This window comes from Rhodococcus sp. AH-ZY2, assembly GCF_030916465.1.
Lineage (GTDB): Bacteria > Actinomycetota > Actinomycetes > Mycobacteriales > Mycobacteriaceae > Rhodococcus > Rhodococcus ruber.
Map to the genome: position 1 here is coordinate 4,953,937 of NZ_CP126458.1, position 20,871 is coordinate 4,974,807.

19 protein-coding genes and 1 tRNA gene are annotated in these 20,871 nt (G+C 70.7%); 6 read left to right on the plus strand and 14 right to left on the minus strand.

The annotated features are described in order from the left end of the window. Positions 1-54: 54 nt before the first annotated feature. The gene (locus tag QNA09_RS23755) at positions 55-1,998 is read right to left on the minus strand and encodes an acyl-CoA dehydrogenase family protein (protein ID WP_040273126.1); all 1,944 of its coding nucleotides are present in this window, start codon (positions 1,996-1,998) and stop codon (positions 55-57) included. A gap of 237 nt (positions 1,999-2,235) precedes the next feature. On the opposite strand from QNA09_RS23755, the gene QNA09_RS23760 reads away from it, so the two are divergent. Continuing rightward, positions 2,236-2,403, plus strand: a complete 168-nt coding sequence (locus QNA09_RS23760) for a hypothetical protein (RefSeq protein ID WP_017682272.1) — start codon at positions 2,236-2,238, stop codon at positions 2,401-2,403. A 12-nt stretch (positions 2,404-2,415) separates the two neighbouring features. Here QNA09_RS23760 and QNA09_RS23765 read toward each other — a convergent pair whose 3' ends face one another. Continuing rightward, on the minus strand, positions 2,416-3,288 hold the full coding sequence (locus QNA09_RS23765) for an alginate biosynthesis protein AlgP (RefSeq protein WP_228287135.1): 873 nt from the start codon (positions 3,286-3,288) through the stop codon (positions 2,416-2,418). Positions 3,289-3,377: 89 nt separating this feature from the next. Here QNA09_RS23765 and QNA09_RS23770 point away from each other — a divergent pair, with 89 nt between their 5' ends. Further along, the gene (locus QNA09_RS23770; RefSeq protein WP_017682271.1) at positions 3,378-3,905 is read left to right on the plus strand and encodes a peptidylprolyl isomerase; all 528 of its coding nucleotides are present in this window, start codon (positions 3,378-3,380) and stop codon (positions 3,903-3,905) included. 12 nt (positions 3,906-3,917) lie between these two features. Then, positions 3,918-4,844, plus strand: coding sequence for a rhomboid family intramembrane serine protease (locus QNA09_RS23775; protein ID WP_040273131.1), 927 nt, complete (start codon positions 3,918-3,920; stop codon positions 4,842-4,844). On the opposite strand, the gene QNA09_RS23780 is transcribed toward QNA09_RS23775, so the two are convergent. Further along, positions 4,829-5,281, minus strand: coding sequence for a PH domain-containing protein (locus QNA09_RS23780; protein ID WP_017682269.1), 453 nt, complete (start codon positions 5,279-5,281; stop codon positions 4,829-4,831). The genes QNA09_RS23775 and QNA09_RS23780 overlap by 16 nt on opposite strands. A 66-nt stretch (positions 5,282-5,347) precedes the next feature. Continuing rightward, positions 5,348-5,611 (minus strand): cell division protein CrgA, encoded by a 264-nt coding sequence (crgA, locus tag QNA09_RS23785; RefSeq protein WP_003936616.1) that lies wholly within the window; start codon positions 5,609-5,611, stop codon positions 5,348-5,350. Positions 5,612-5,740: 129 nt separating this feature from the next. Here crgA and QNA09_RS23790 point away from each other — a divergent pair, with 129 nt between their 5' ends. Continuing rightward, positions 5,741-6,466, plus strand: a complete 726-nt coding sequence (locus tag QNA09_RS23790) for a DUF881 domain-containing protein (protein ID WP_010595470.1) — start codon at positions 5,741-5,743, stop codon at positions 6,464-6,466. Between the two features lie 20 nt (positions 6,467-6,486). Further along, on the plus strand, positions 6,487-7,143 hold the full coding sequence (locus tag QNA09_RS23795) for an aminodeoxychorismate/anthranilate synthase component II (protein ID WP_010595471.1): 657 nt from the start codon (positions 6,487-6,489) through the stop codon (positions 7,141-7,143). Positions 7,144-7,171: 28 nt separating this feature from the next. On the opposite strand, the gene pknB is transcribed toward QNA09_RS23795, so the two are convergent. The 7 genes from pknB to QNA09_RS23830 form a co-directional block, all read right to left on the minus strand. Beyond that, on the minus strand, positions 7,172-9,085 hold the full coding sequence (pknB, locus tag QNA09_RS23800; protein WP_010595472.1) for a Stk1 family PASTA domain-containing Ser/Thr kinase: 1,914 nt from the start codon (positions 9,083-9,085) through the stop codon (positions 7,172-7,174). Then, complete coding sequence (locus QNA09_RS23805) at positions 9,082-10,605, minus strand: serine/threonine-protein kinase (RefSeq protein WP_208643855.1); 1,524 nt, start codon at positions 10,603-10,605, stop codon at positions 9,082-9,084. Before QNA09_RS23805 ends, pknB begins: the two co-directional genes overlap by 4 nt. A 2-nt stretch (positions 10,606-10,607) precedes the next feature. Beyond that, positions 10,608-12,092, minus strand: a complete 1,485-nt coding sequence (locus QNA09_RS23810) for a penicillin-binding protein 2 (RefSeq protein ID WP_010595475.1) — start codon at positions 12,090-12,092, stop codon at positions 10,608-10,610. Further along, a complete protein-coding gene (locus QNA09_RS23815; protein ID WP_029540118.1) occupies positions 12,089-13,540 on the minus strand; it encodes an FtsW/RodA/SpoVE family cell cycle protein in 1,452 nt (483 codons plus the stop codon). The genes QNA09_RS23810 and QNA09_RS23815 overlap by 4 nt, the downstream gene beginning before the upstream one ends. After that, positions 13,540-14,973, minus strand: a complete 1,434-nt coding sequence (locus QNA09_RS23820) for a PP2C family serine/threonine-protein phosphatase (protein ID WP_026137849.1) — start codon at positions 14,971-14,973, stop codon at positions 13,540-13,542. The genes QNA09_RS23815 and QNA09_RS23820 overlap by 1 nt, the downstream gene beginning before the upstream one ends. After that, positions 14,970-15,434, minus strand: coding sequence for an FHA domain-containing protein (locus tag QNA09_RS23825; RefSeq protein ID WP_010595478.1), 465 nt, complete (start codon positions 15,432-15,434; stop codon positions 14,970-14,972). Before QNA09_RS23825 ends, QNA09_RS23820 begins: the two co-directional genes overlap by 4 nt. A gap of 160 nt (positions 15,435-15,594) precedes the next feature. Continuing rightward, positions 15,595-16,926: an FhaA domain-containing protein gene (locus QNA09_RS23830; RefSeq protein ID WP_010595479.1), complete on the minus strand. Its 1,332-nt coding sequence runs from the start codon at positions 16,924-16,926 to the stop codon at positions 15,595-15,597. Positions 16,927-17,064: 138 nt separating this feature from the next. Between QNA09_RS23830 and QNA09_RS23835 the strand changes: the two genes are divergently transcribed. Next, positions 17,065-17,150 (plus strand) — tRNA-Leu (locus tag QNA09_RS23835). A 66-nt stretch (positions 17,151-17,216) separates the two neighbouring features. On the opposite strand, the gene QNA09_RS23840 is transcribed toward QNA09_RS23835, so the two are convergent. From QNA09_RS23840 to QNA09_RS23850, 3 genes are all read right to left on the minus strand, one after another. Next, on the minus strand, positions 17,217-17,549 hold the full coding sequence (locus tag QNA09_RS23840) for a hypothetical protein (RefSeq protein ID WP_010595480.1): 333 nt from the start codon (positions 17,547-17,549) through the stop codon (positions 17,217-17,219). A 483-nt stretch (positions 17,550-18,032) separates the two neighbouring features. Then, positions 18,033-19,679, minus strand: coding sequence for an acetolactate synthase (locus QNA09_RS23845; protein ID WP_010595481.1), 1,647 nt, complete (start codon positions 19,677-19,679; stop codon positions 18,033-18,035). A 138-nt stretch (positions 19,680-19,817) separates the two neighbouring features. After that, positions 19,818-20,846 carry an FAD-dependent monooxygenase gene (locus QNA09_RS23850; protein ID WP_010595482.1) on the minus strand — a complete coding sequence of 343 codons (1,029 nt, stop codon included), beginning with the start codon at positions 20,844-20,846 and terminating at the stop codon, positions 19,818-19,820. Positions 20,847-20,871: the final 25 nt, after the last annotated feature.

Below are 20,871 nucleotides of genomic sequence, written 5' to 3' on the forward strand. Positions count from 1 at the left end.
CGCGACAGCGATTGCTGTCGCGGCTGACCAGGGCGCGCGCGGCCGGCGGCCCGTTCACACCACCGGATGGTCGGCGCCGAGGAATCTGCGGGCGAGGTTCTGCTCCACCGACGGCCCGGGCGACCATTCGGCGATCCACGGGCCCGTGCCCTCGCTGGGATCGATCACGCCCTTTTCCAGCCAGGTGTAGCGGCCGTCGAGGACGTCGGCCGTGAGCTGCCGGTCGGCATCGTCGGTGTGCGTCCACAACGCGGCGAACAGCGAGTCCACGCGGAGCTTCGCCTGGAGGCAGAAGACGTCGGCGAGTTCGTAGGCCGCATCCGTCTCGGGGTGACCGTCGGTGTGGTACATCTGCGCCCGTACGCAACTTGCCGACATGGCGAACAGTTCCGCGCCGATGTCGACGAGCCGCCCCAGGAAATTCTGCCGCTTCTCCAGACCACCCTGCCACCGGGCCATACCGTAGAACGTGGACCGAGCGAGCTTGCGTGAACACCGCTCCACGTAGCGCAGATGGTGTGCCACGGGACCGAATTCGCCGTAGGAGGTGGGCAGCTGGCCCTTGCCCGCCACCAACTGGGGCAGCCACTTGGCGTAGAAGCCACTCGCCTTGGCGGCGGCCCGGGCCTTCGTGTCCAGAGTGGCTTTCGGATCGGCCAGCTCACCCGCCACCCGCAGGTGGGCATCCACGGCTTCGCGGGCGACGAAGAGCCGCATGATCTCGCTCGAGCCCTCGAAGATCCGGTTGATCCGCAGGTCCCGCAGGAGCTGCTCGGCGGGCACCATCCGCTCCCCCCGGGCCGCGAGCGACGCCGCCGTCTCGTAGCCGCGTCCCCCTCGGATCTGCATCAACTCGTCGGCGATCTCGCAGGCCACCTCGCTCGACCACAGCTTGGCCAGAGCCGCCTCGATGCGGATGTCGTTGCGGTCCTCGTCGCACATCTGGCCGGTCAGTTCCACCACGGCTTCGAGGGCGAACGTGGTGGCCGCGATGTATCCGATCTTGCCGGCAATCGCATCGTGCCGACCCACCGGGCGACCCCACTGGACACGGGCGCCGGACCATTCCCGGGCGATCTTGAGCGCCCACTTGCCGGCACCGGCGCACATCGACGGGATCGCGAGCCGGCCGGCGTTGAGGGTGGTCAGGGCGATCTTCAGGCCGTCACCCTCGCGGCCGATGAGATTCTCCTTCGGCACCCGCACCTTGTACAGCCGGGTGAGGCCGTTCTCGATCCCCTTCAGGCCCAGGAACGAGTTGCGGCGTTCGACGGTGATGCCCGGGGTGTTCGCCTCGACGACGAACGCCGAGATGCCGCCGCGGTGGCCCTCGCTGCGCGGCACCCGCGCCATCACCACCAGCAGTTCGGCGACCACTCCGTTGGTGGTCCACAGCTTCACGCCGTCGAGTTCGTACGCGTCGCCGTTCTCCACCGGCACCGCCGTCGAGGCGAGACGGGCGGGATCGGAACCCACGTCGGGCTCGGTCAGCAGGAAGGCCGAAATCGCCCCCCGCGCACACCGCGGGAGGAAAGCGCGCTTCTGTTCGGGTGTCCCGGCCAGCTTCAAGGGTTCGGGCACTCCGATGGACTGATGCGCCGACAACAGGACGCCGAGGCTCGGGTGGGCGCTGGCCACGAGCATCAGCGCGCGGTTGTAGGCCACCTGCGACAGTCCCAGGCCGCCGTACTCCTGGGAGATCTTCATGCCGAAGCAGCCGAGCTCGGCCAATCCGGCGACGTATTCGTCAGGAATCCGGGCCTCGCGCTCGATGCGGCTGCCGTCCACACCCTCGCAGAAGCGGCGAAGCTCTGCCAGGAACCCTTCGGTCCGGGCCTCCTCGTCGGGGGTGGGCCGCGGGAACGGATGGATGAGGTCGAGGGTCAGACGCCCGAGAAACAACTCCTTTGCGAACGACGGCTTGTGCCAGCTGGTCTCGCGGGACTCCTCTGCGAGAGCGCGCGACTGTTCCTCGCTGGCGTGTATCTGCTGTGCCATGTGATGCCTCCCCGATAGGACTGCTACCGGCGAGTATCCACCCGTTTTGTGACGTGCATCACGATATTCGCCGGATCGGTACCGGCGAGTAACCCGAGGGTGTGCGACAGATCACGGAGCGGCGCGGTGGCCGTCCCGACAGGCACCCCGTGCGGGTCCGTACGCTGGAGTGGTCACCGACGACGCACCCGAGCACCTCCACCTTCCCGCCTACGCGGACCACCGCTGGAGGCCGACATGGAATTCCTTGCGTCCGTACCTGTCGTACTACTGCTGACAATCCTGATCTACGTTGTCGCCGGCCGGATCGTCGATCTGGAACTACGCGTCACCGAACGACAACTGCTCGAAGAAGGGCAGGCCGCGCGCGACGCGACCTGCCCCGGATCCGATTCCGTCCCGTGATCCCGGCGGACCTCAGTCCTGCTTCTTCGGTCCCCCGGCAGGACCACTCGGCGGCTGCGGCTTCGCAGAGGTGCCCTTGCCACCGGCAGCCGCGTTCTTCGGCTCGGGGGTCGGCTTGCGAGCCGGTTCCTCCTTGGCCGCATGCTTTCCGGTCGGGGCCGCATCGGCCGTGCCCTTCGGTGCCGCGTCTGTGCTCTTCGGCGCCGTGCCGGCCGCCGGCGTGGGCTTCGGTGCCGGCGTGGGCTTCGGAGCCACCGCCTCGGGCGTCGCGGCCGGCTCGGGCTTCGTCTTCGCTGCGTCCGCCGGCTTCGGTGTGGCGGCTTCGGTCTTCGGTGCTTCGGTCTTCGGGGCGGCGGCTTCGGGCGTCGCGGCCGGCTGGGGCGTCGTCTTCGGTGCGTCCGCCGGCTTCGGTGTGGCGGCTTCGGTCTTCGGTGCTTCGGTCTTCGGCGCTTCGGTCTTCGGGGCGACGGCCTCGGGCGCTGCGACCGACACGGGCGGAACCGACTCGATCCGCGGCGGCTCCGGAGCGACGGGCGGGTGATCCCCGAGCCGGCTGCGGTAGAACACCACTCCACCCGCGGCGACGACGCCGAGCGCACCGACCGTCACCAGGAGCCTGCGGCCCCGGCCCCGGGAACCGGACTCGATCGTCGCTGCGGCCTGTGCGCGGCGGCACTCCCGGTTTCCAGCCATGTTCCGGGCGACGTCGAGACCCTTCCGGGCGACGAACAGTCCGGTGACAAGCGGCCCCCGCGCCAGGGCCGTCGCGCCTTGACCTGCCAGCTTCAGGTAGCCGCCGGCCCCCTTGGATTCCTTCGGGGGGCACACGAGTTCGCTTCCGGTGCCGGACCCGCTCTTGGTTCTGGACTCGCTCACACTCGTCATGTACCCACTTTTGCACAGCGAAACCTCACTCCTGGGGTATGAGAGACGGACCGCTCCGGTGTCGCGGACCCGGATGGCACGATGGAGGAGTGACTTCACCTCAAAAGACTGCAACCGCGACTCTGCACACCAACCGCGGCGACATCGTGATCGAGCTCTTCGGCAACCATGCCCCGAAGACCGTCGAGAACTTCGTCGGCCTCGCGAACGGCACCAAGGAGTACAAGACCGAGAACGCCAAGGGCGAGACCAGCGGCCCGTTCTACGACGGTGCGGTCTTCCACCGCGTCATCGACGGCTTCATGATCCAGGGCGGCGACCCGACCGGCACCGGCCGCGGCGGCCCGGGTTACCAGTTCGGCGACGAGTTCCACCCCGAGCTGCAGTTCGACCGCGGCTACCTGCTCGCGATGGCCAACGCCGGACCGGGCACCAACGGTTCGCAGTTCTTCATCACCGTCGGACCGACCCCGCACCTGAACCGGCGCCACACGATCTTCGGTGAGGTCACCGACGACGCGTCGAGGAAGGTCGTCGACGCGATCGCCACGACGGCGACGGACCGTGCGGACCGTCCGGTCGAGCCGGTCGTCATCGACAGCATCACCATTTCCTGAGAGAGACCGAACATGACGAACCCCGGCTGGGGCCACGCGGCCGGCGGGGGCGGCCACCCGCCCCAGCCGCGGTGCGTCCGGCATCCCGATCGCCCGACCCTGCTCTCGTGCAGCCGATGCGGACGACCGGCCTGCCCCGACTGCCTGCGGTCCGCCGCGGTGGGTCAGCAGTGCGTCGATTGCGTCGGGGCCGCTCGACGTGATGTCCCGCAGGCCCGCACCGTCGCGGGCGCGCCCGTCCGGTCGCAGGCGAACACCCCGCTCGTGACGTACATCCTGATCGCGCTGAACACCGCAATCTTCGCGATCACCGCGGCCCAGTCCGGCAGCGTGATGAACAACGAGCGCTCGTCGAGCCTGTTCTTCGAGTGGGCGCTGTGGCCGCCGATGATCGCCGCTCGCGACGAGTACATCCGGGTGCTGGGCAGCGGATTCCTGCACTTCGGGGTGCTGCACCTCGCGGTCAACATGTTCGCGCTGTACGTGATCGGACGGGACACCGAACTCGTCCTCGGCCGGCTCCGGTACCTGGCCGTCTACCTCGTGTCGATCCTCGGCGGATCCGCGGCAGTGATGCTGCTCGAGACCGGCGCCGTCACTGCCGGCGCCTCCGGCGCCGTGTTCGGCCTGCTGGGAGCGCAGGCGGTGATCCTGATGCGGCTGCGGCGCAGCCCCGCGCCGGTGCTGGCGATCGTCGTCCTCAACGTCGTCATCAGCATCACCATCCCCGGCATCTCCCTGTGGGGACACCTCGGCGGCCTGGCCGCGGGTGCGGCGGCGACGGCGGCACTGTTGTTCGCCCCGCGCGCACTGGGCGCGGGCGACGACCGCGCCCGCTTCGTCCGGACGGGATGGCTCGCGCTGGGGGGCGTCACGGTGGTCACCGTGCTGGTCCTCGCCCTGGCCGTCCTGCGCCTGCGGGCTCAGCTCGGCGTCTGATCCGGCGCCAGTCCCCGCACCGCGAGTGCGTCGTACACCGTGCGGGGATCGGTACCCAGGTCCCAGCGCCCGAAGATGAGCAGGTGCTCGTCGCCCTGGGTGTCGCGCACGTCGATCTCCAGCATGGGGACCCGCCGGCCGAGCCGCGGATACGCGACGATCCGTACCCGCGTCAGGGCTGCGCGGGGCAGCTCGCGTCGTCCCGTCAGGCGGGTGACGGCCAGTCCGGCGCCTTCGGGAAGCACCTCGAGCCGCGGGCGCTGCCGGGCCGCGAGTGCCGCGACGACGAGTGCGACCGCGGCCGCGAGCCCGACGAGGGTGCGGCCGGCAGGATCGGGAGTCGTCGCCGCGGCCACCGCGAGCACGACGCCGCCCACCGCCAGCGCGACGATCGCGAGCGGGGGCGTGGACCAGCGCAGGGGTTGTTCACCGGACACGGGGAGCTTTCCCCAGTTCGTCCACAGGTTTGTCCACAGGTGGGGATGAACTACACTCCTGTAACCTCACCGCCACCTCATGGTCATGATCAGGCCGACGATCATGAACCCGAAACCGATGAGGAAGTTGTACGCGCCGAGGTCGTTCATCCACGAGATCTGCTCGGCCGCGAGGTAGTAGACCACCAGCCAGGCCAGGCCGATCAGCATGAAGCCGAGCATCACCGCGACGTACCAGGTGCTCGACGGTCCCGCCTTCACCTTCACGGGGGTGCGGCTCACCGGGTTGATCGTGTAGTCGGTCTTCTTCCGGACCTTCGACTTGGGCATGACGTCCTCGTTCGTGCGGTACCGCGCGGGGCGGACAGGTAGGTTGGGCAGCTACCTGGCGTGTACTACCAGTGCGTGTACTACCAGTGTGAGTACACGCTAACGCAGAATCCGGAACGGAGGGTCCACGTGTCGGACGGCCGGGCCCGCGCGCTCGGGTGGACTGCCGCCGCGCTGGCCGTGTGCCTGCTCGCCGGTTTGCTGCTCGGCACCACCCGCGGGGTCTCCGACGGCGAGGAACTGCGCGTGAGCGACTCCGCGCGGCTGTCCGACCTCGTGCGGGCAGCGCAGGCCAAGTCGGACGAGCTCGCCGCCACCCGCGACGACCTCGCGGGACGCGTCACCGAGTTGCAGGCGCAGGCCGCGGCCACCGACGACGACGTCGCCGCGGTGCTCGCCGACACCGTCGCTCTCGAGGATCCGGCCGGCCTGACCGCACGGCGTGGCCCCGGGGTCACCGTGAGCCTCACCGATGCGCCGCGCGGCGCCGACGGCAGGTATCCGACGGATGCGTCGCCCGACGATCTCGTGGTGCACCAGCAGGACGTGCAGAGCGTGCTCAACGCGATGTGGGCCGGCGGGGCCGAGGCGATCGCGATGCAGGATCAGCGGCTCGTGGCGACGTCGGCACCGCGCTGCATCGGCAACACCCTGTTGCTGCACGGCCGTACCTACTCTCCGCCGTACGTGATCACCGCGCTGGGCGACCCGGCGCGACTCGAGGCCGCCCTGGCGGCCGAGCCGGGCATCCGCGTGTACAAGCAGTACGCGGCGCGCTACGGGCTGGGCTACACGCAGCAGTCGTCGGAGTCGTTGTCGGTACCGGCCTACACGGGCGGAGCAACGCTGCGTTGACGGGTCGGTACCCTTTCCGCATGCGCATCCTCGTCGTCGACAACTACGACAGCTTCGTCTTCAATCTCGTGCAGTACCTGGGGCAGCTCGGGACGCGGGCCGAAGTCTGGCGCAACGACGACGAGCGACTCACCGGTGCCGCGGACCGGATCGCGGCCGAGTTCGACGGCATCCTCCTGAGCCCCGGGCCGGGCACGCCGCAGCGCGCCGGTGCGAGCATGGACCTCGTGCGGGCCTGCGCCGACGCGGGCACGCCGCTGCTCGGGGTCTGCCTCGGCCATCAGGCGATCGGTGCCGCCTTCGGTGCGACCGTGGACCGGGCCCCCGAGCTGCTGCACGGCAAGACCAGCTCGGTCTGGCACGACGGCACCGGTGTGCTGGCCGGCCTGCCGGATCCGTTCACCGCGACGCGCTACCACTCGCTCACGGTGCTGCCCAACACGCTGCCGGACGAGCTCGTCCCCACCGGATTCACCGAGAGCGGCATCGTCATGGCCCTCCGGCATCGCGAGCTGCCCATCCACGGCGTCCAGTTCCACCCGGAATCGGTCCTCACGCAGGGCGGCCACCGGATGCTCGCGAACTGGCTCGGCGTGTGCGGCGAGGCGCCGGACGAACAGCTGGTCGCCCGTCTCGAGGCGGAAGTGGCTCAGGCGCTCGCCGGGGGCGTCGCCTGAGCCGTCCGCACGGCACCCGAGCCGCAGCTCAGCGGATACCCAGCACGCCCACACCCACGGTGAGGGTCTCCGACTTGGAGATCTCCGACCCCGGCGGCTGCTGCTGGGCGATGACCTTACCCACCAGCTCCGGGTCGAGGGTGGCCTCGCGGTTCTGCACGAGCTGGGCCGGCGAGCCCGTCCAGCCGGCCGCCCGCAGTTCCGCCAGTGCCTCGGACACCGTCCTGTTCGTCAACGCGGGCATCTCGATGCGGTTGCCGTTGGACACCTGGATGGTGACCGTGTCGCCCTCCGTCGCGCTGGTGCCGCCCGCCGGGCTGCTCGACACCACCGTCCCGGCCGGCTGGCTCGAGTCGATCTCGTCGACCACGACGGTGAAACCGGCGGCCTCGATGTTGTCGCGCGCCACCTCGGTGGCCTGACCCACGACGTTGGGCACGCGGATCTGCTCGGGTCCGCTGCCGAGCGTCACCCGCACCGCGCTGTCGCGGTCGGCGTCGGCTCCCGGAGCGGGGCTCTGGTCGACGACGGTGTCGCGTTCGGCCGACGACGACGGTGCGCGGGCCACGTTCGGATCGAGGCGCAGTCCGGCGTCGGTCAGGGCCTGCAGCGCCTCCTGCTGGTTCATGCCCGCCAGCCGCGGGATCTGCACCTGTTCGGGGCCGCTCGAGACCTCGAGGGTGACGGTGCTGCCCTCCTCGGCCTGGACTCCGGCGACCGGCCGGGTGTTGACGACGTTCCCGGAGGCGACCACGGCGTCGGGTTTCATCTGCACCGAGACCTCGAACCCGGCATCCTGCAGCCTGCTCTCCGCGATCTCCGCGGCAAGGTTGCGCACGTCGGGGACGGGGATCTGCGCGGCGCTCGATCCCGGGCCCGACGTCCACAGGAACACCCCGACGATGCCGACGATCACGACCGCCGCCAGGCCCAGCAGGGTGTTGCGCAGGACCCGGGAGCGCTGAGGCGTCGCCACGGTCCCGCCGGCAGCGGCTCCGGCGGGACCGCGGTCCGCGCCGTTGCGGGGTGTCCCGGCACCGTCGACGGCCCCGAGGATGGTGGTGCGGTCCTCGTCGGTCATCACCATCGGTGCGCTGGGCTTCTGGCCGCTCAGCACGCGGATCAGGTCGCTGCGCATCTCGGCGGCACTCTGGTACCGGTTGGCGGGGTTCTTCGCCATCGCCTTGAGGATCACCGAGTCCAGCTCCGGCGGGACGGCGGAGTTCACCGACGACGGCAGCGGCGGGTCCTCGCGGACGTGCTGGTACGCGACGGCCACGGGGGAATCACCCTGGAACGGCGGCTTGCCGGTGAGGATCTCGAACAGGACGCAGCCGACCGAGTACACGTCGGAACGGGCGTCCACCTGCTCGCCGCGGGCCTGTTCCGGCGACAGGTACTGGGCGGTGCCGATCACCGCGGCGGTCTGCGTCATCGGGCTCGCGGCGTCGGAGATGGCCCGGGCGATGCCGAAGTCCATCACCTTCACCGCGCCGGAACGGGTGATCATGACGTTGGCGGGTTTGACGTCGCGGTGGACGATCATGTTGCGGTGGCTGAAGTCGAGGGCGGCGCACACGTCCGCCACGACCTCCATGGCCCGCTTCGGGGTCATCGGCCCCTGGGAGCGCACGATGTCGCGCAGCGTGTCGCCCTCGACGAACTCCATGACGATGTACGGCAGCGGGCCGGACTCGGTCTCCGCCTCACCGGTGTCGTACACGGCGACGATCGCCGGATGGTTCAACGCCGCGGCGTTCTGGGCTTCGCGGCGGAACCGGAGATAGAACGTGGGGTCGCGGGCGAGATCGGCGCGCAGCACCTTGATCGCCACGTCGCGGTCGAGCCGCAGATCCCGGGCCAGGTGTACCTCCGACATGCCACCGAAGCCGAGGATCTCACCCAATTCGTAGCGGGAAGAGAGCTTGCGGGGTGTGGTCATGACTGTCCTCGGGTGACTGGCTCGAGCGGGGTGAACGGGTTGTCGATGGCTCCGGGTTCGAGACCGCCGTCACCGTCGTCCGGCAGGGAGACGGTGGTCGTGGTCGTCTCGGCCGTCGTCGTGGTGGCGGCCGTCGTCGTGGTGGCGGCCGTGGTGGTGGTGGGCGCCGTGGTGGTGGTCGGCGCCTCCGTCGTCGTCGGCGGCGGGGTGGTCGTCGTCGGCTCGGGGGTGGTCGTGGGTGCCTGCGTCGTGGTCGGGGGCGCCGTCGTCGTCGGCTCCACCGTCGTGGTGGTGGTCCGCGGCGGCCGCGTGGTCGTCGTCGTGGCACGGGTGGTGGTCGTCGGTGCCTGCGTGGTCGTGGACCGTGCGGGGCCCGCGTCCCCGGAATTGTCGCCGCCCAGCAGCACCAGCGCCAGCGCAACGAGTGCGAGCGCCACGGCCGCCCCGGCCGCCCAGGCGATGGCCTTCGGGCTCGGTGAGCGTTTGTCGCCGGACGGGGCGGGGCCGGTGGGTGGCTGGTCCCCGCCGTTCGCGAACGCCGGGGCGTAGTACGGCCGCGACGGCGGCGGCGGCGGGGTCGGACCGAGCGCGCGGGTCGCAGCCGGGGACGTCGTGCCCGGCACCCCCGGCGGCAGGATCCGCGTGGCACCGGTGACCGGCGGCACGTTGCCCGGCGGCGGCACCGATCGCCCGGAGCGCACCGCGGCGACGGCGTCGGCGAACTCGCCGCCGCTCGTGTACCGGTGCGCGGGGTCCTTCGTCATGGCGATCTCGATGAGCTCACGCACCCCCGCCGGCAGGTCGGTGGGCAGCGGAGCGGGGGTCTCCTGCACGTGCTTCATCGCGACGGTGACGACGCTGTCGCCGAGGAACGGCCGCCGGCCGGCGAGGGCCTCGTATCCGACGACGCCGAGCGAATACACGTCGCTTGCCGACGTCGCCTCCTGGCCGAGGGCCTGCTCGGGGGCGATGTACTGGGCGGTGCCCATGACCATCCCGGTGCGCGTCACCGGTGACGCGTCGACGGCCTTGGCGATGCCGAAGTCGGTGATCTTGACCTGGCCGGTGGGGGTGATGAGGATGTTCCCGGGCTTGACGTCGCGGTGCACGACTCCGGCGTCGTGCGCCGCCTGCAGCGCCCGGCCGGTCTGTTCGAGCATGTCCAGGGTGTGCGGCAGCGACAGGCGGCCCACCCGGGCGAGCACGGCATTGAGGGGTTCGCCGTGCACCAGTTCCATCACCAGGTACGCAATGGACTGTCCCTCGGCGTCGGTGGTCTCGCCGTAGTCGAACACGCCCGCGATGCCGGGGTGGTTGAGCTGAGCGGTGGTGCGCGCCTCGAACCGGAATCGGGTCAGGAAGTCCGCGTCGCCGGAGAGTTCGGCCTTGAGGACCTTCACCGCCACCCGGCGGTCGAGGCGGGTGTCGAGCCCTTCCCACACCTGTCCCATGCCACCGGTGGCGATGAGCCGTTGCAGCCGGTAACGGTCGGCGATCATGGCGCCGCTGTGCAAAGCCATAATCAGCCTCTCTGCATTCCCGCCGCGATCACGGCACGTCCGATCGGCGCGGCAACCGAGCCTCCCGTGGCGGCGAGAGCGCGATCGCCGCCGTCCTCCACGATGACCGCCACGGCAACAGTGGGCTGCTGGGCAGGCGCAAAGGCGATATACCACGTGTGCGGGGGAGTGTTACGGGGATCGTCGCCGTGCTCGGCGGTGCCGGTCTTCGACGCGATCTGGACCCCCGGAATCTTGCCCTCGCCGCCGGAGAAGTTCTCGGATCCGATCATCAGGTCGGTCAGGGTGGCCGCGACCTGCGGTGACATGGCCTGCCCGGCCGAGACCGGTGAGGTCTCCGCCAGCACCGACAGGTCCGGCGACTGCAGCTGGGACACCAGGTGCGGCTGCATCCGGACGCCGCCGTTGGCGATGGTGGCGGCGATCACGGCGTTCTGCAGCGGGGTGAGTGCGACGTCACGCTGGCCGATGCTGGACTGGCCCAGCGCGGCGCCGTCGGGGATCGGCCCGATCGTGCTCGCCGCGACGGGGACGGGGATCTCCACGGACTCCCCGACACCGAGAGCCTCCGCCTGCTCGGCGAGGGCCTCCTTGCCGGTCTCGATGCCCATCTCGACGAAGGCGGTGTTGCAGGAGCGGGCGAAGGCTTCGCGCAGGGAGGCCGTGGGGCCGCCACCGCACGTCGCGCCGCCGTAGTTCTCCAGGGTGGTCGCGGTGTCGGGCAGCGTGATGTTGGGCGCGGCGGTGAACTGGTCGTCGGGGGTGGTGCCCGCAGCGAGGGCCGCGGCGGTCACCACGACCTTGAAGGTCGAGCCCGGCGGGTAGGTCTGCGAGATGGCGCGATTGAGCATCGGTTTGTCGGGGTCGGCGTTGAGTTCCTCCCACGCCTGCGAGGTGGCGGCGCCGTCGTGGCCGGAGAGCCGGTTGGGGTCGTAGCTCGGGGTGCTCACCATCGCCAGGATGCGACCGGTGCTGGGCTCGATGGCGACGACCGAGCCGGTGTAGCCCTTGGCGGTGAGTTCGTCGTACGCCACCTGCTGCATGACCGGGTCGATGGTGGTGACCACGTTGCCGCCGCGAGGATCCCGTCCGGAGACCAGATCGAAGAAGCGCCGGCCGAACAGCCGGTTGTCGGACCCGTTGAGCACCTCGTCCTCGGTGCGCTCGAGCCCGGTGCTGCCGTACTGCATCGAGTAGAACCCGGTCACCGGTGCGTAGGCGAGCGGACTCATCGGCTGCTCGGGGGCGGCCGGGTACGTGCGCAGGTACTTGTAGCGGCTGTCGGTGGGGACCGACACCGCCAGGACCTGTCCGCTCGCGGAGATCTGGCCGCGCTGACGCGAGTACTCGTCGATGAGCACCCGCGAGTTGCGCGGGTCGGTGCGCAGGTCGTCGGCTTTGATGACCTGGACGTAGGTGGCGTTGGCAAGCAGCGCGACGACCATGAACATCACCGCCATCGCGACTTTGCGGAGCGGTGTGTTCATCCGCGCCCCAGCATTTCCGTCGGCGCGTCCGCGATCGGTGGCGGTGCCTTCTTGCGTGGGGCGGCGGGCTCGCGGGCCGCGTTGGAGATCTTCACCAGCAGCGCCAACAGGAGGTAGTTCGCCAGCAGCGACGAGCCGCCGTAGGACATGAACGGTGTGGTGAGACCGGTGAGCGGGATCAGCTTGGTGACGCCGCCGACGACGACGAACAACTGGATCGCGATGGTGAACGACAGTCCGGCGGCCAGCAGCTTGCCGAAGCTGTCGCGGACGGCGAGCGCGGTGCGCAATCCCCTCGTGATGAGGATCAGGAAGAGGACGAGAATGGCGCTGAGGCCGATGAGCCCGAGTTCCTCACCGATCGTGGCGACGATGAAGTCGGTCTTGGCGAACGGCACCTGCGCGGGACGTCCGCTGCCGAGCCCGGTGCCGGCGACGCCCCCGGTGGCGAGACCGAACAACGACTGCGAGATCTGGTAGCCGGTGTTGTTGTAGTCGGCCAGCGGGTCGAGCCAGGTCTCCACGCGCACCCGCACGTGCCCGAACATCTGGTACGCGAAGTAGAAGCCGACGACGAGCAGGGCGCCCCCGATGAGCAGCCACCCCACCCGTTCGGTCGCGATGTACAGCATCACCAGCACCGTGCCGAACAGCAGCAGCGACGTGCCGAGGTCCTTCTCGAACACCATGACGCCGATCGAGAGGATCCACGCCGCGAGGATCGGGCCCAGGTCGCGGGCGCGGGGGAAGTCCATGCCGAGCACGTGTTTGCCGGCGGTGGTGAACAGGTCGCGCTTGGCCACCAGCACGGACGCGAAGAAGATGATGAGCAGGATCTTGGCGAACTCGCCGGGCTGGATGCTGAATCCGGGCAGCTTGATCCAGATCTTGGCGCCGTTGACCTCGGAGAAGCGGGACGGCAGCAGGGCCGGGACGGCGAGCGCGACGAGACCGATCAGGCCCAGGGTGTAGCTGAACCGGGCGAGGAGCCGGTAGTCGTGCAGCAGCGCCAGCACCGCGACGAAGCCGGCGATGGCGAGCGCCGTCCACAGCACCTGCTGGTTGGCGTCGGGGGAGGGGATCGGCTGACCGAGGTAGCGCGCGTTCTCCTCGTCGGCGAGGTCGAGTCGGTGGATCAGGACCAGTCCCAGGCCGTTGAGCAGCGCGACGATCGGCAGCAGCAGCGGGTCGGCGTAGGGCGCGAACCGGCGCACCGCCAGGTGCGCGGCGAGGAACAGCACCGCGTACGTCAGCCCGTACTTGGCCAGGTCCATGGTCAGGGTCTGTTCCTGGCTGGCTTCGACCAGCATCAGCGACACCGTGGTGATCGCGATGGCGGCGACGATGAGCAGCAGCTCCGTGTTTCGCCGCGTGGACACGGCGGGAGCCGGGGCGAAGCCTCCGGGGGGACTGGGGAAGGAGGCTCCGGGTGCGTGGGACACCGACATCAGGCGCCCACCCGGCAGTTCTGGCCCGGCACCTGCGGGACCGTCGGCTCGGGCGCCGGGGCCGGGGCGGTTGTCTCGGCGGGGGGTGCGGGTTCCGACGCGGGAGCGGCCGTCGGGGCCGGCGCGGGAGCCGGGGGGGGCGCCGGCGCCGGTGCGGGCTCGGGAGCCGGCTGTTCCTCGACGCACACCGGGAGCAGGTCGTTCTCCGCGAGCCGGTTCATCTGCGTGCGCGCGTCGTCGAGAGACCCCGACGGCAGGCCCGCCCGCACCTGTTCGCGGGCCGCCGGCTGCAGATCGTCGACCAGCATGACGCGGCAGTCCGCCTCCTGCGGGGAGGTCAGGGTCAAGGTTCCGTCGTCCGCGAGACAGCCGACGAGGGACTGTTCCTGCAGGGAGTAGCCGAGGACGCTGCCGGGCACGCCGCGCAGCACCGTGACGCGGCCGTCGTCGTCGCCGACGTAGTAGTAGCTGCGGATCATCGTCCGGCCCACGGCCGCACCCGCGACGAGCAGCCCGAGCACCACGATCGAGACGAGCGGCCACCACATCCGGCTGCGTCTGCGCGCGGGCTCGGGATCCTTCTGCGCGACGACACGCTTGGGCGTGGCGCGCGGCGGACGCATCGCGGCGGCGCGGCCCGCGGCGGTGTTCGGCGGCGGGGTGTCCTCGTCGTCCCCCGACGCGGCGCCGGCGACGATCGGATGGCTCTGGCCGTAGTCGAGATCGATGACGTCGGCGACGACGACGGTGACGTTGTCGGGGCCGCCGCTGCGCAGGGCGAGTTCGATGAGCCGATCGGCGCACTCGTCGTGCGTGCCTTCGCTCATGGTGTCGGCGATGGTCTCGTCGCTGACGACGTCGGACAGGCCGTCGGAGCAGATGAGGTAGCGGTCGCCGGCGCGTGCCTCGCGCACGGTGAGGGTCGGTTCGACCTCGCTGCCGGTGAGGGCACGCATGATGAGCGAGCGCTGTGGGTGGCTGTGCGCCTGCTCGGGCGTGATGCGCCCCTCGTCGACGAGGGACTGCACGAAGGTGTCGTCGCGGGTGATCTGGGTCAGCTGGCCGTCGCGCAGCAGGTAGGCGCGCGAATCGCCGATGTGGGCGAGGCCGAGTTTGCTGCCGGCGAAGAGGATGGCGGTGAGCGTGGTGCCCATGCCGTCGAGTTCGGGTTCCTCCTCGACCTGATCCGCGATGGCGGCGTTGCCCTCGCGCACGGCGGCGGCGAGCTTGCCGAGCAGGTCCCCGCCGGGTTCGTCGTCGTCGAGGTGGGCGAGCGCCGCGATCATCAGCTGCGAGGCGACTTCTCCGGCGGCGTGACCGCCCATGCCGTCGGCGAGGGCGAGCAGGCGGGCCCCCGCGTACACGGAATCTTCGTTGTTGGAACGAACCAGGCCACGGTCGCTCCGGGCGGCGTATCGCAGTACAAGGGTCACGGGCGGAGCTCGATCACGGTCTTCCCGACCCGGACAGGAGTGCCCAGGGGTACGCGGACGGCGGTGGTGACCTTGGCGCGGTCCAGATACGTGCCGTTGGTCGAGCCCAGATCCTCGACGTACCAGTCCGACCCGCGGGGCGACAGGCGGGCGTGCCGGGTGGAGGCGTAGTCGTCGGTGAGGACGAGGGTCGAGTCGTCGGCCCGGCCGATCAGGACCGGTTGGGAACCGAGCGTGATGCGGGTGCCTGCGAGCGCGCCCTGGGTCACCACCAGGTACTTCGCCGACTTGCCCCGGCCCAGCGACGGCAGCACCGACTGGTTGCGCGGCGAGTAGCGCGGGACCGGACGTGCGGCACCGGCGTAGATGTCCGACCGCAGCGTGCGCAGGATCGCCCAGATGAACAACCACAGCAGGAGCAGGAACCCCGCCCGGGTCAGCTGCAGAATCAGCCCCTGCACGGCTCGCCCTCCTTCTGCGTATCGGCCCGGTGCGGTGTCGTCCGGTGCGCTGCGGTCACCCACAATACGGACCCCGGGCGACGAGACGCATCGTCCGGCGCGTTGCCGACGCGTCGGATGGGTCTCGGGCCGGTTCCGATCGGGTCTCGGTCCTCGGCGCTCAGAGAATGCGCACCAGGATCTCCGAGTGACCCGCCCGGATCACGTCGCCGTCGGCGAGCTGCCAGTCCTGCACGGATGCACCGTTGACGGTGGTGCCGTTGGTCGAGCCGAGATCCGAGAGCATGGCCACCTGCCCGTCCCAGCGGATGTCGATGTGGCGGCGGGAGACGCCGGTGTCCGGCAGCCGGAACTGGGCGTCCTGCCCACGTCCGACGATGTTGCTGCCCTCCCGGAGCTGGTAGTAGCGTCCGCTGCCGTCCTCGAGCTGGAGCGTCGCGGTCAGCACCCGGCCGGCCTGCGGGGGCTGGTACGCGCCGGCACCGTAGCCCTGGTCTGCGTACCCCTGCTCGGGGTAGCCCTGCTGGCCGTAACCCGGATCCGCATACCCCTGGTCGGGGTAGCCCTGTCCGGCATAGCCCTGCTGGCCGTACCCCTGATCCGGGTAGCCCTGGTCGTAACCACCGGGCTGGGCGTATCCGCCCTGGTAGCGGTCGTCGCCGTAGGCCTGCTGGGACGGGTACTGCGGGGAGTAGTCGCGCCCGTAGTCCTGGCTGTACGCCTGTCCGGAGTAGCCGCCGTAACCTCGGTCTTCGCCGTAGCCCCGCTCCTCGTGCCCGCCGGGCGCGCCGTAGCCCTGCTGGTCGTATCCGCCGGCGTCGTAGCCGCCCTGCTCACCGCCGTACGGTGCCTGCGCGGAGGGGTACGCCCCGCCGTTCCGCTGGCCCTGCTGGTAGCGCTGATCCTGGCCTACGTGCGCGTGACCGTTCCGCGCGTACTGCGGCTCGGCGCTCTCGGCGGGGTCACGGCTTGGGTCGTAGCCTGGGTTCTGCGTCATCGAGCCAACTCCTGGGTCGGGGGTCACGGTTGAACGGTGGTGCGGTGTCCGTGAGGCCGGGGCGCGCCCGACGTCGGGGTCGACCGACCCGTGCGTGCGGAACTGCCCGGTGTGCAGCGCCGCCGACGATTCGAATCCGACCTGGATCTGACCGTAGGTCTGCCACCCCTGCTCGCGGATGAAGTCCTCAAGGTGACGCGCGAACGCCTTCACCGTCAAGTCCCGATCCGCGGCGAGGGCTTCGTGATCGGATTCGCTGATCGTGATCACGTACCGGTTGGGAGCCAGCGTGTGGCCCCGGTCGAGCTGCTGGACGCCGTCCGTGGCCTCGCGTTGGAGCGCGGCCTCCACTTCCTGCGGAACGACGCCGCCACCGAAGACGCGCGCGAACACGTCGCTGACGGCAGCCTGCAGCTTGCGTTCGAATCGCTGCGCGATACCCACGGCGACCCCCTTTCCGGTCTGCGTGTCGCAATGCAGAGCTCGCTTCTGCATGGTATCGACTTTTCGTCCGATCCGGCCCGGTGGAGGGGGCGCCCCCGCCGCCGCGGTCCGGCGCATCGCCCGGAAAGGGCCTCTGCGCAGGCGAATCGTTGTTCGCCGAGGGGGTGTGTTACTGTTTTCCAGTCGCTCGGGCGAGTGGCGGAATGGCAGACGCGCTGGCTTCAGGTGCCAGTGTCCTTCGGGACGTGGGGGTTCAAGTCCCCCTTCGCCCACCACATCGGGCCCCCGATCCTCGCGGATCGGGGGCCCGAGTCGTTCTCCGGTCGCTCGGTGCGTTCAGTTCAGGAGCCGGCCGTCGCGAAGCGCGTCCGCAGGTTCGCAATCATGCAGTGCAGCTCCCGCTGGGTCTCGCGCAACTTCCGGACCTCCGCCTCGTACCGCTGTGCTGCGGCGACGGAGCCGCTGCCGCGTTCGATCCGCGCGCAGGTCTCGGCGGTGGCGAGTGCCGCGGTGACGCTGTCGTTCTCGCGATGGAGGATGCCGAGGAACACCTGTCCCTGGTGGACGTCGGCGACGGTGTGCTCGTCGGCGGTGGCCGCGAGATCCGTCAGGCTCGTCGCGCCGTGGGGCGAGGACGGGGTTGTCGTGCGATGTGCAGTGCGGGTCGTGCTCATGGCGAGCAGTCTGGCATCCCCGGACGGATTACATGCAGGATGCATGGTCTGTTGTGCCCGATTCGGGACGTTTTCCCAGTCGGTTGAGTGTTCAACAAGTCGCCACGTGACGGACGTCTCTGCGCAACCGCTTCGGGCGGTGGTTCCCGCTGGGGAACAGGGTCAAACCCCCTGTGACTCACTTCACGGAACTTTTGTTTCCGTACCCTAACAACTGCCTGTTACCCTTTCGATACCGCTGACCGCAGCTGATTTACTCGCTGCGGTCAGTTGTTATTTGTGGGGTTGTCACGTTCCCGTGGGACGGGGATGTCGACTGACCCGCGAGACGCCCCGCAGCCTGCCGTGAGCCGAGCGGGAGGACCTCGCGGCGTCGGCCGAGTGGGTTCGACGACAACCTCCCGCTGGACGCGGAATCCGCCCGCTCACCGCCGTTGTGGACAACCCCGAAGTTGTCCACAGCCCGGCAGGTTTCGCCGGCGCTCAGATTCCGGTGGTCCCCCGCGGGTACGCCGCTGTGACGTCCGTCAGCACGTTCACCAGGTACGGCACCCCGGACGCGAACGCCCGGTCCAGGGCCGGGCCGAGTTCCCGCGGATCCGTCACCAGCTCGCCGCCCGCCCCGAGCGCCGTCGCCACCAGGTCGTACCGCGTGCCCGGCGCCAGGTCGGCGGCCACGTCGTAGCCGTACAGCAGCTGCATCGGACCCTTCTCCAGCCCCCACGCCGAGTTGTTCCCCACCACGATCACCACGGGAAGTTCGTGCCGCACCAGGGTGTCGAGGTCCATCAGGGACAGCCCGGCCGCGCCGTCGCCGAGCAACAGCACCACCTGACTCGCCGGCCGTGCCACACGCGCCGCGACGGCCGCGCCGAGCCCGGCGCCGAGGCATCCGTACGGCCCGGGATCGAGCCACTGGCCGGGCCGTCTCGGTTCGACGAACTTGCCCGCGAACGACACGAAGTCGCCGCCGTCGCCGATGATCACGGCGTCGTCGGCCAGTCGCGGCAGCAGTTCCCCGTAGATCCGGGCCGGGTGGATCGGGTCGGTGTCGGCGGCCAGGAGGGCGGCGTCGCGCTGGGCCGCGGCCGTCGCCTCCTCGCGCAGGCGTCGCACCCAGGTCTCCGTGTCCGGACGCGAGGGCAGCGCCGAGAGGATGCCGTCGAGGCAGGCCGTGAGATCGCCGGACACCGAGGCGGCGAGTTCGGCGTGTGCCGACACCTGCGCCGGTTCGTCGGCCACGTGCACCACCCGGGCCGCGGGTGCGCCGTCGCGTCCACCGAACCGGCCGTAGCCGAGGCGGAAGTCCAGCGGCGTGCCCACGACGATCGCCAGATCGCAGGTCCCTACCGCGGTGCCGCGAGCCTTGGTGACGAGCAGCGGGTGTCCACCGGGGACCACGCCGCGGCCCATGCCGTTGGTGATCACCGGGATCCCGACCTCGTCGACGAATCGCAGCGCCGCCTCCTCGGCGTGATCGGCCCACACGTCGGTGCCCAGCACGAGCAGCGGCCGCTGCGCCCCGGCGAGCAGGGTGGCGATCTCCGCCTGTGAGTCCGTGTCGGGCTCGAGCCGGACCGCGACCGGCGGCGACGGCAGCGGCAGCGTGGCACGTCCGAACAGTTCGTCCATCGGCACGTCCACGAATGCCGGCCCCCGGTGCGACGCGCGGGCCGCCCTGAACGCCTCGTCGACCAGCGGACCCACACGGTCCAGCGTCTTCGCCGTCTCGGACAGCTTGGTGACGGTGGACAGCAGCGGCGGCTGGTCGAGTTCCTGCAGGCTGCCCGTGCCCCAGCGGGCGTTGGGTGCGCGGCCGCCGAGCACGACCAGCGGTGACCCCGCGAAGTACGCCTGGGTGACGGCACTGACACCGTTCGTCACCCCGGGCCCGGCGGTGAGCACGGCCAGCCCGGGATGCCGGAGGAGCTTGCCCGTGGCCTCCGCGGCGAACACCGCCGTCTGCTCGTGCCGCACGTCGATCAGCCGCATGCGTGCCGCGCCCTTGACCGCGGCGTCGTACAGCGGGAACACGTGCGCGCCGGAGAGGGTGAACATCGTCTCGACACCGTGGGCGCGGGCCACCGCGGCGGCGTGGTCGCCGCCGTGCCCCTCGAGGTCCGGGCTCATGGCGCGAAGGGTACGGGTGCGGGCAGTGCCGTGGGGCAGGTTCGGTGAACTCTGCCCGAGCCGGCCGTCCGCACCGGACCGGGAGGATTCTCCGAAAAGTATTGTGTCACAAAGCGATATCGGAATGTCGGTGGACTGTCACGCCCGTTGCGGCGCGAGCCGCAGCACCGCGTCGCGCAGGGCTGTCCCGCGTTCGGCCGTCGCCACCCGGCTCGCCGCGTACGACGCCCGCACGAGGAGCCGGGTGGTCCGACGCCGCGCCCGGTCGTAGCGGCCGAGCGCTTCGGGCACCTCGAACCGGGCGAGCAGCCCCGCGAGGGTGGCCGCGTCGACGATCGCCTCGCAGGCGCCGCGGCCGAGGTTGGGCGTCATGGCGTGGGCGGCGTCGCCGAGCAGCGCGACGTTGCCGCGCACGTACGACGGCAACGGCGGGGACTGGTAGATCTCGTGGTGGAGCACGGTTGCGGGGTCGAGGCGGTCGAGTACGTCGCGCACGGCCGGATGCCAGTCGCCGAACCGGGCGACGAGGTCGTCGGCGCCGCCGGTGGTGCCGACGGGCGCGCGGACCGCGGCGAACCAGTTGACCAGGCCGCCCTCGCGGGGAGTGATCCCGAAGAGTGCGCCCGCGCCCCATGTTTCGGTCGCGGTGTCCACGGTGCCGTCGACCCAGCCGCGCCAGGCCGCGAGGCCTGCGTGGACGGGCCGGTGGCCCGGGCCGAAGAGGGCGTCGCGGGTCGGGCTGCCCAGACCGTCCGCGCCGATCACGACGTCGTAGGCGCCGAGCTCGGTCAGTGGCGGGGCGGCCCGGCCGAGCCGCAGCACCTCGTCGGGCAGGCCCGCGGCGAGCAGGCCCAGCAGCGCCGGCCGCGAGAGCAGGACGGCGGGCCGCCGGGTGCGCATCCGCGCCAGCGGACGTCCGTCGGGCCGCACGATCGCGCCGCGGTCCAGGGCGACGCCGAGTCGCTCGACGGCGCCGGCGAGCCCGGCCGAGGCGAGAGCGTCGAGCGCGGCCGGCCACATCCCGAGCGCTGTTCCGGTCGCCGGCAACGCGGGGGAACGCTCGAAGACGTCGACGTGCCAGCCCCGCCGGACGAGTGCGTTCGCTGCGGTGAGCCCACCGATTCCGCCGCCGAGGACCGCGGCCTTGCCGCTGTTGCTCCTGGTCATGACGACAATATACTACGTATGTAGT

Excerpts from the sequence above, each read along its gene's own strand:
- crgA (WP_003936616.1), bottom strand. The coding sequence starts at position 5,611 with ATGCCCAAGTCGAAGGTCCGGAAGAAGACCGACTACACGATCAACCCG.
- QNA09_RS23755 (WP_040273126.1), bottom strand. The coding sequence starts at position 1,998 with ATGGCACAGCAGATACACGCCAGCGAGGAACAGTCGCGCGCTCTCGCA.
- QNA09_RS23850 (WP_010595482.1), bottom strand. The coding sequence starts at position 20,846 with ATGACCAGGAGCAACAGCGGCAAGGCCGCGGTCCTCGGCGGCGGAATC.
- QNA09_RS23795 (WP_010595471.1), top strand. The coding sequence starts at position 6,487 with ATGCGCATCCTCGTCGTCGACAACTACGACAGCTTCGTCTTCAATCTC.
- QNA09_RS23815 (WP_029540118.1), bottom strand. The coding sequence starts at position 13,540 with ATGTCGGTGTCCCACGCACCCGGAGCCTCCTTCCCCAGTCCCCCCGGA.
- QNA09_RS23845 (WP_010595481.1), bottom strand. The coding sequence starts at position 19,679 with ATGAGCCCGGACCTCGAGGGGCACGGCGGCGACCACGCCGCCGCGGTG.
- QNA09_RS23765 (WP_228287135.1), bottom strand. The coding sequence starts at position 3,288 with ATGACGAGTGTGAGCGAGTCCAGAACCAAGAGCGGGTCCGGCACCGGA.
- QNA09_RS23775 (WP_040273131.1), top strand. The coding sequence starts at position 3,918 with ATGACGAACCCCGGCTGGGGCCACGCGGCCGGCGGGGGCGGCCACCCG.
- QNA09_RS23840 (WP_010595480.1), bottom strand. The coding sequence starts at position 17,549 with ATGAGCACGACCCGCACTGCACATCGCACGACAACCCCGTCCTCGCCC.
- QNA09_RS23805 (WP_208643855.1), bottom strand. The coding sequence starts at position 10,605 with ATGGCTTTGCACAGCGGCGCCATGATCGCCGACCGTTACCGGCTGCAA.
- QNA09_RS23760 (WP_017682272.1), top strand. The coding sequence starts at position 2,236 with ATGGAATTCCTTGCGTCCGTACCTGTCGTACTACTGCTGACAATCCTG.
- QNA09_RS23810 (WP_010595475.1), bottom strand. The coding sequence starts at position 12,092 with ATGAACACACCGCTCCGCAAAGTCGCGATGGCGGTGATGTTCATGGTC.
- pknB (WP_010595472.1), bottom strand. The coding sequence starts at position 9,085 with ATGACCACACCCCGCAAGCTCTCTTCCCGCTACGAATTGGGTGAGATC.
- QNA09_RS23830 (WP_010595479.1), bottom strand. The coding sequence starts at position 16,926 with ATGCAGAAGCGAGCTCTGCATTGCGACACGCAGACCGGAAAGGGGGTC.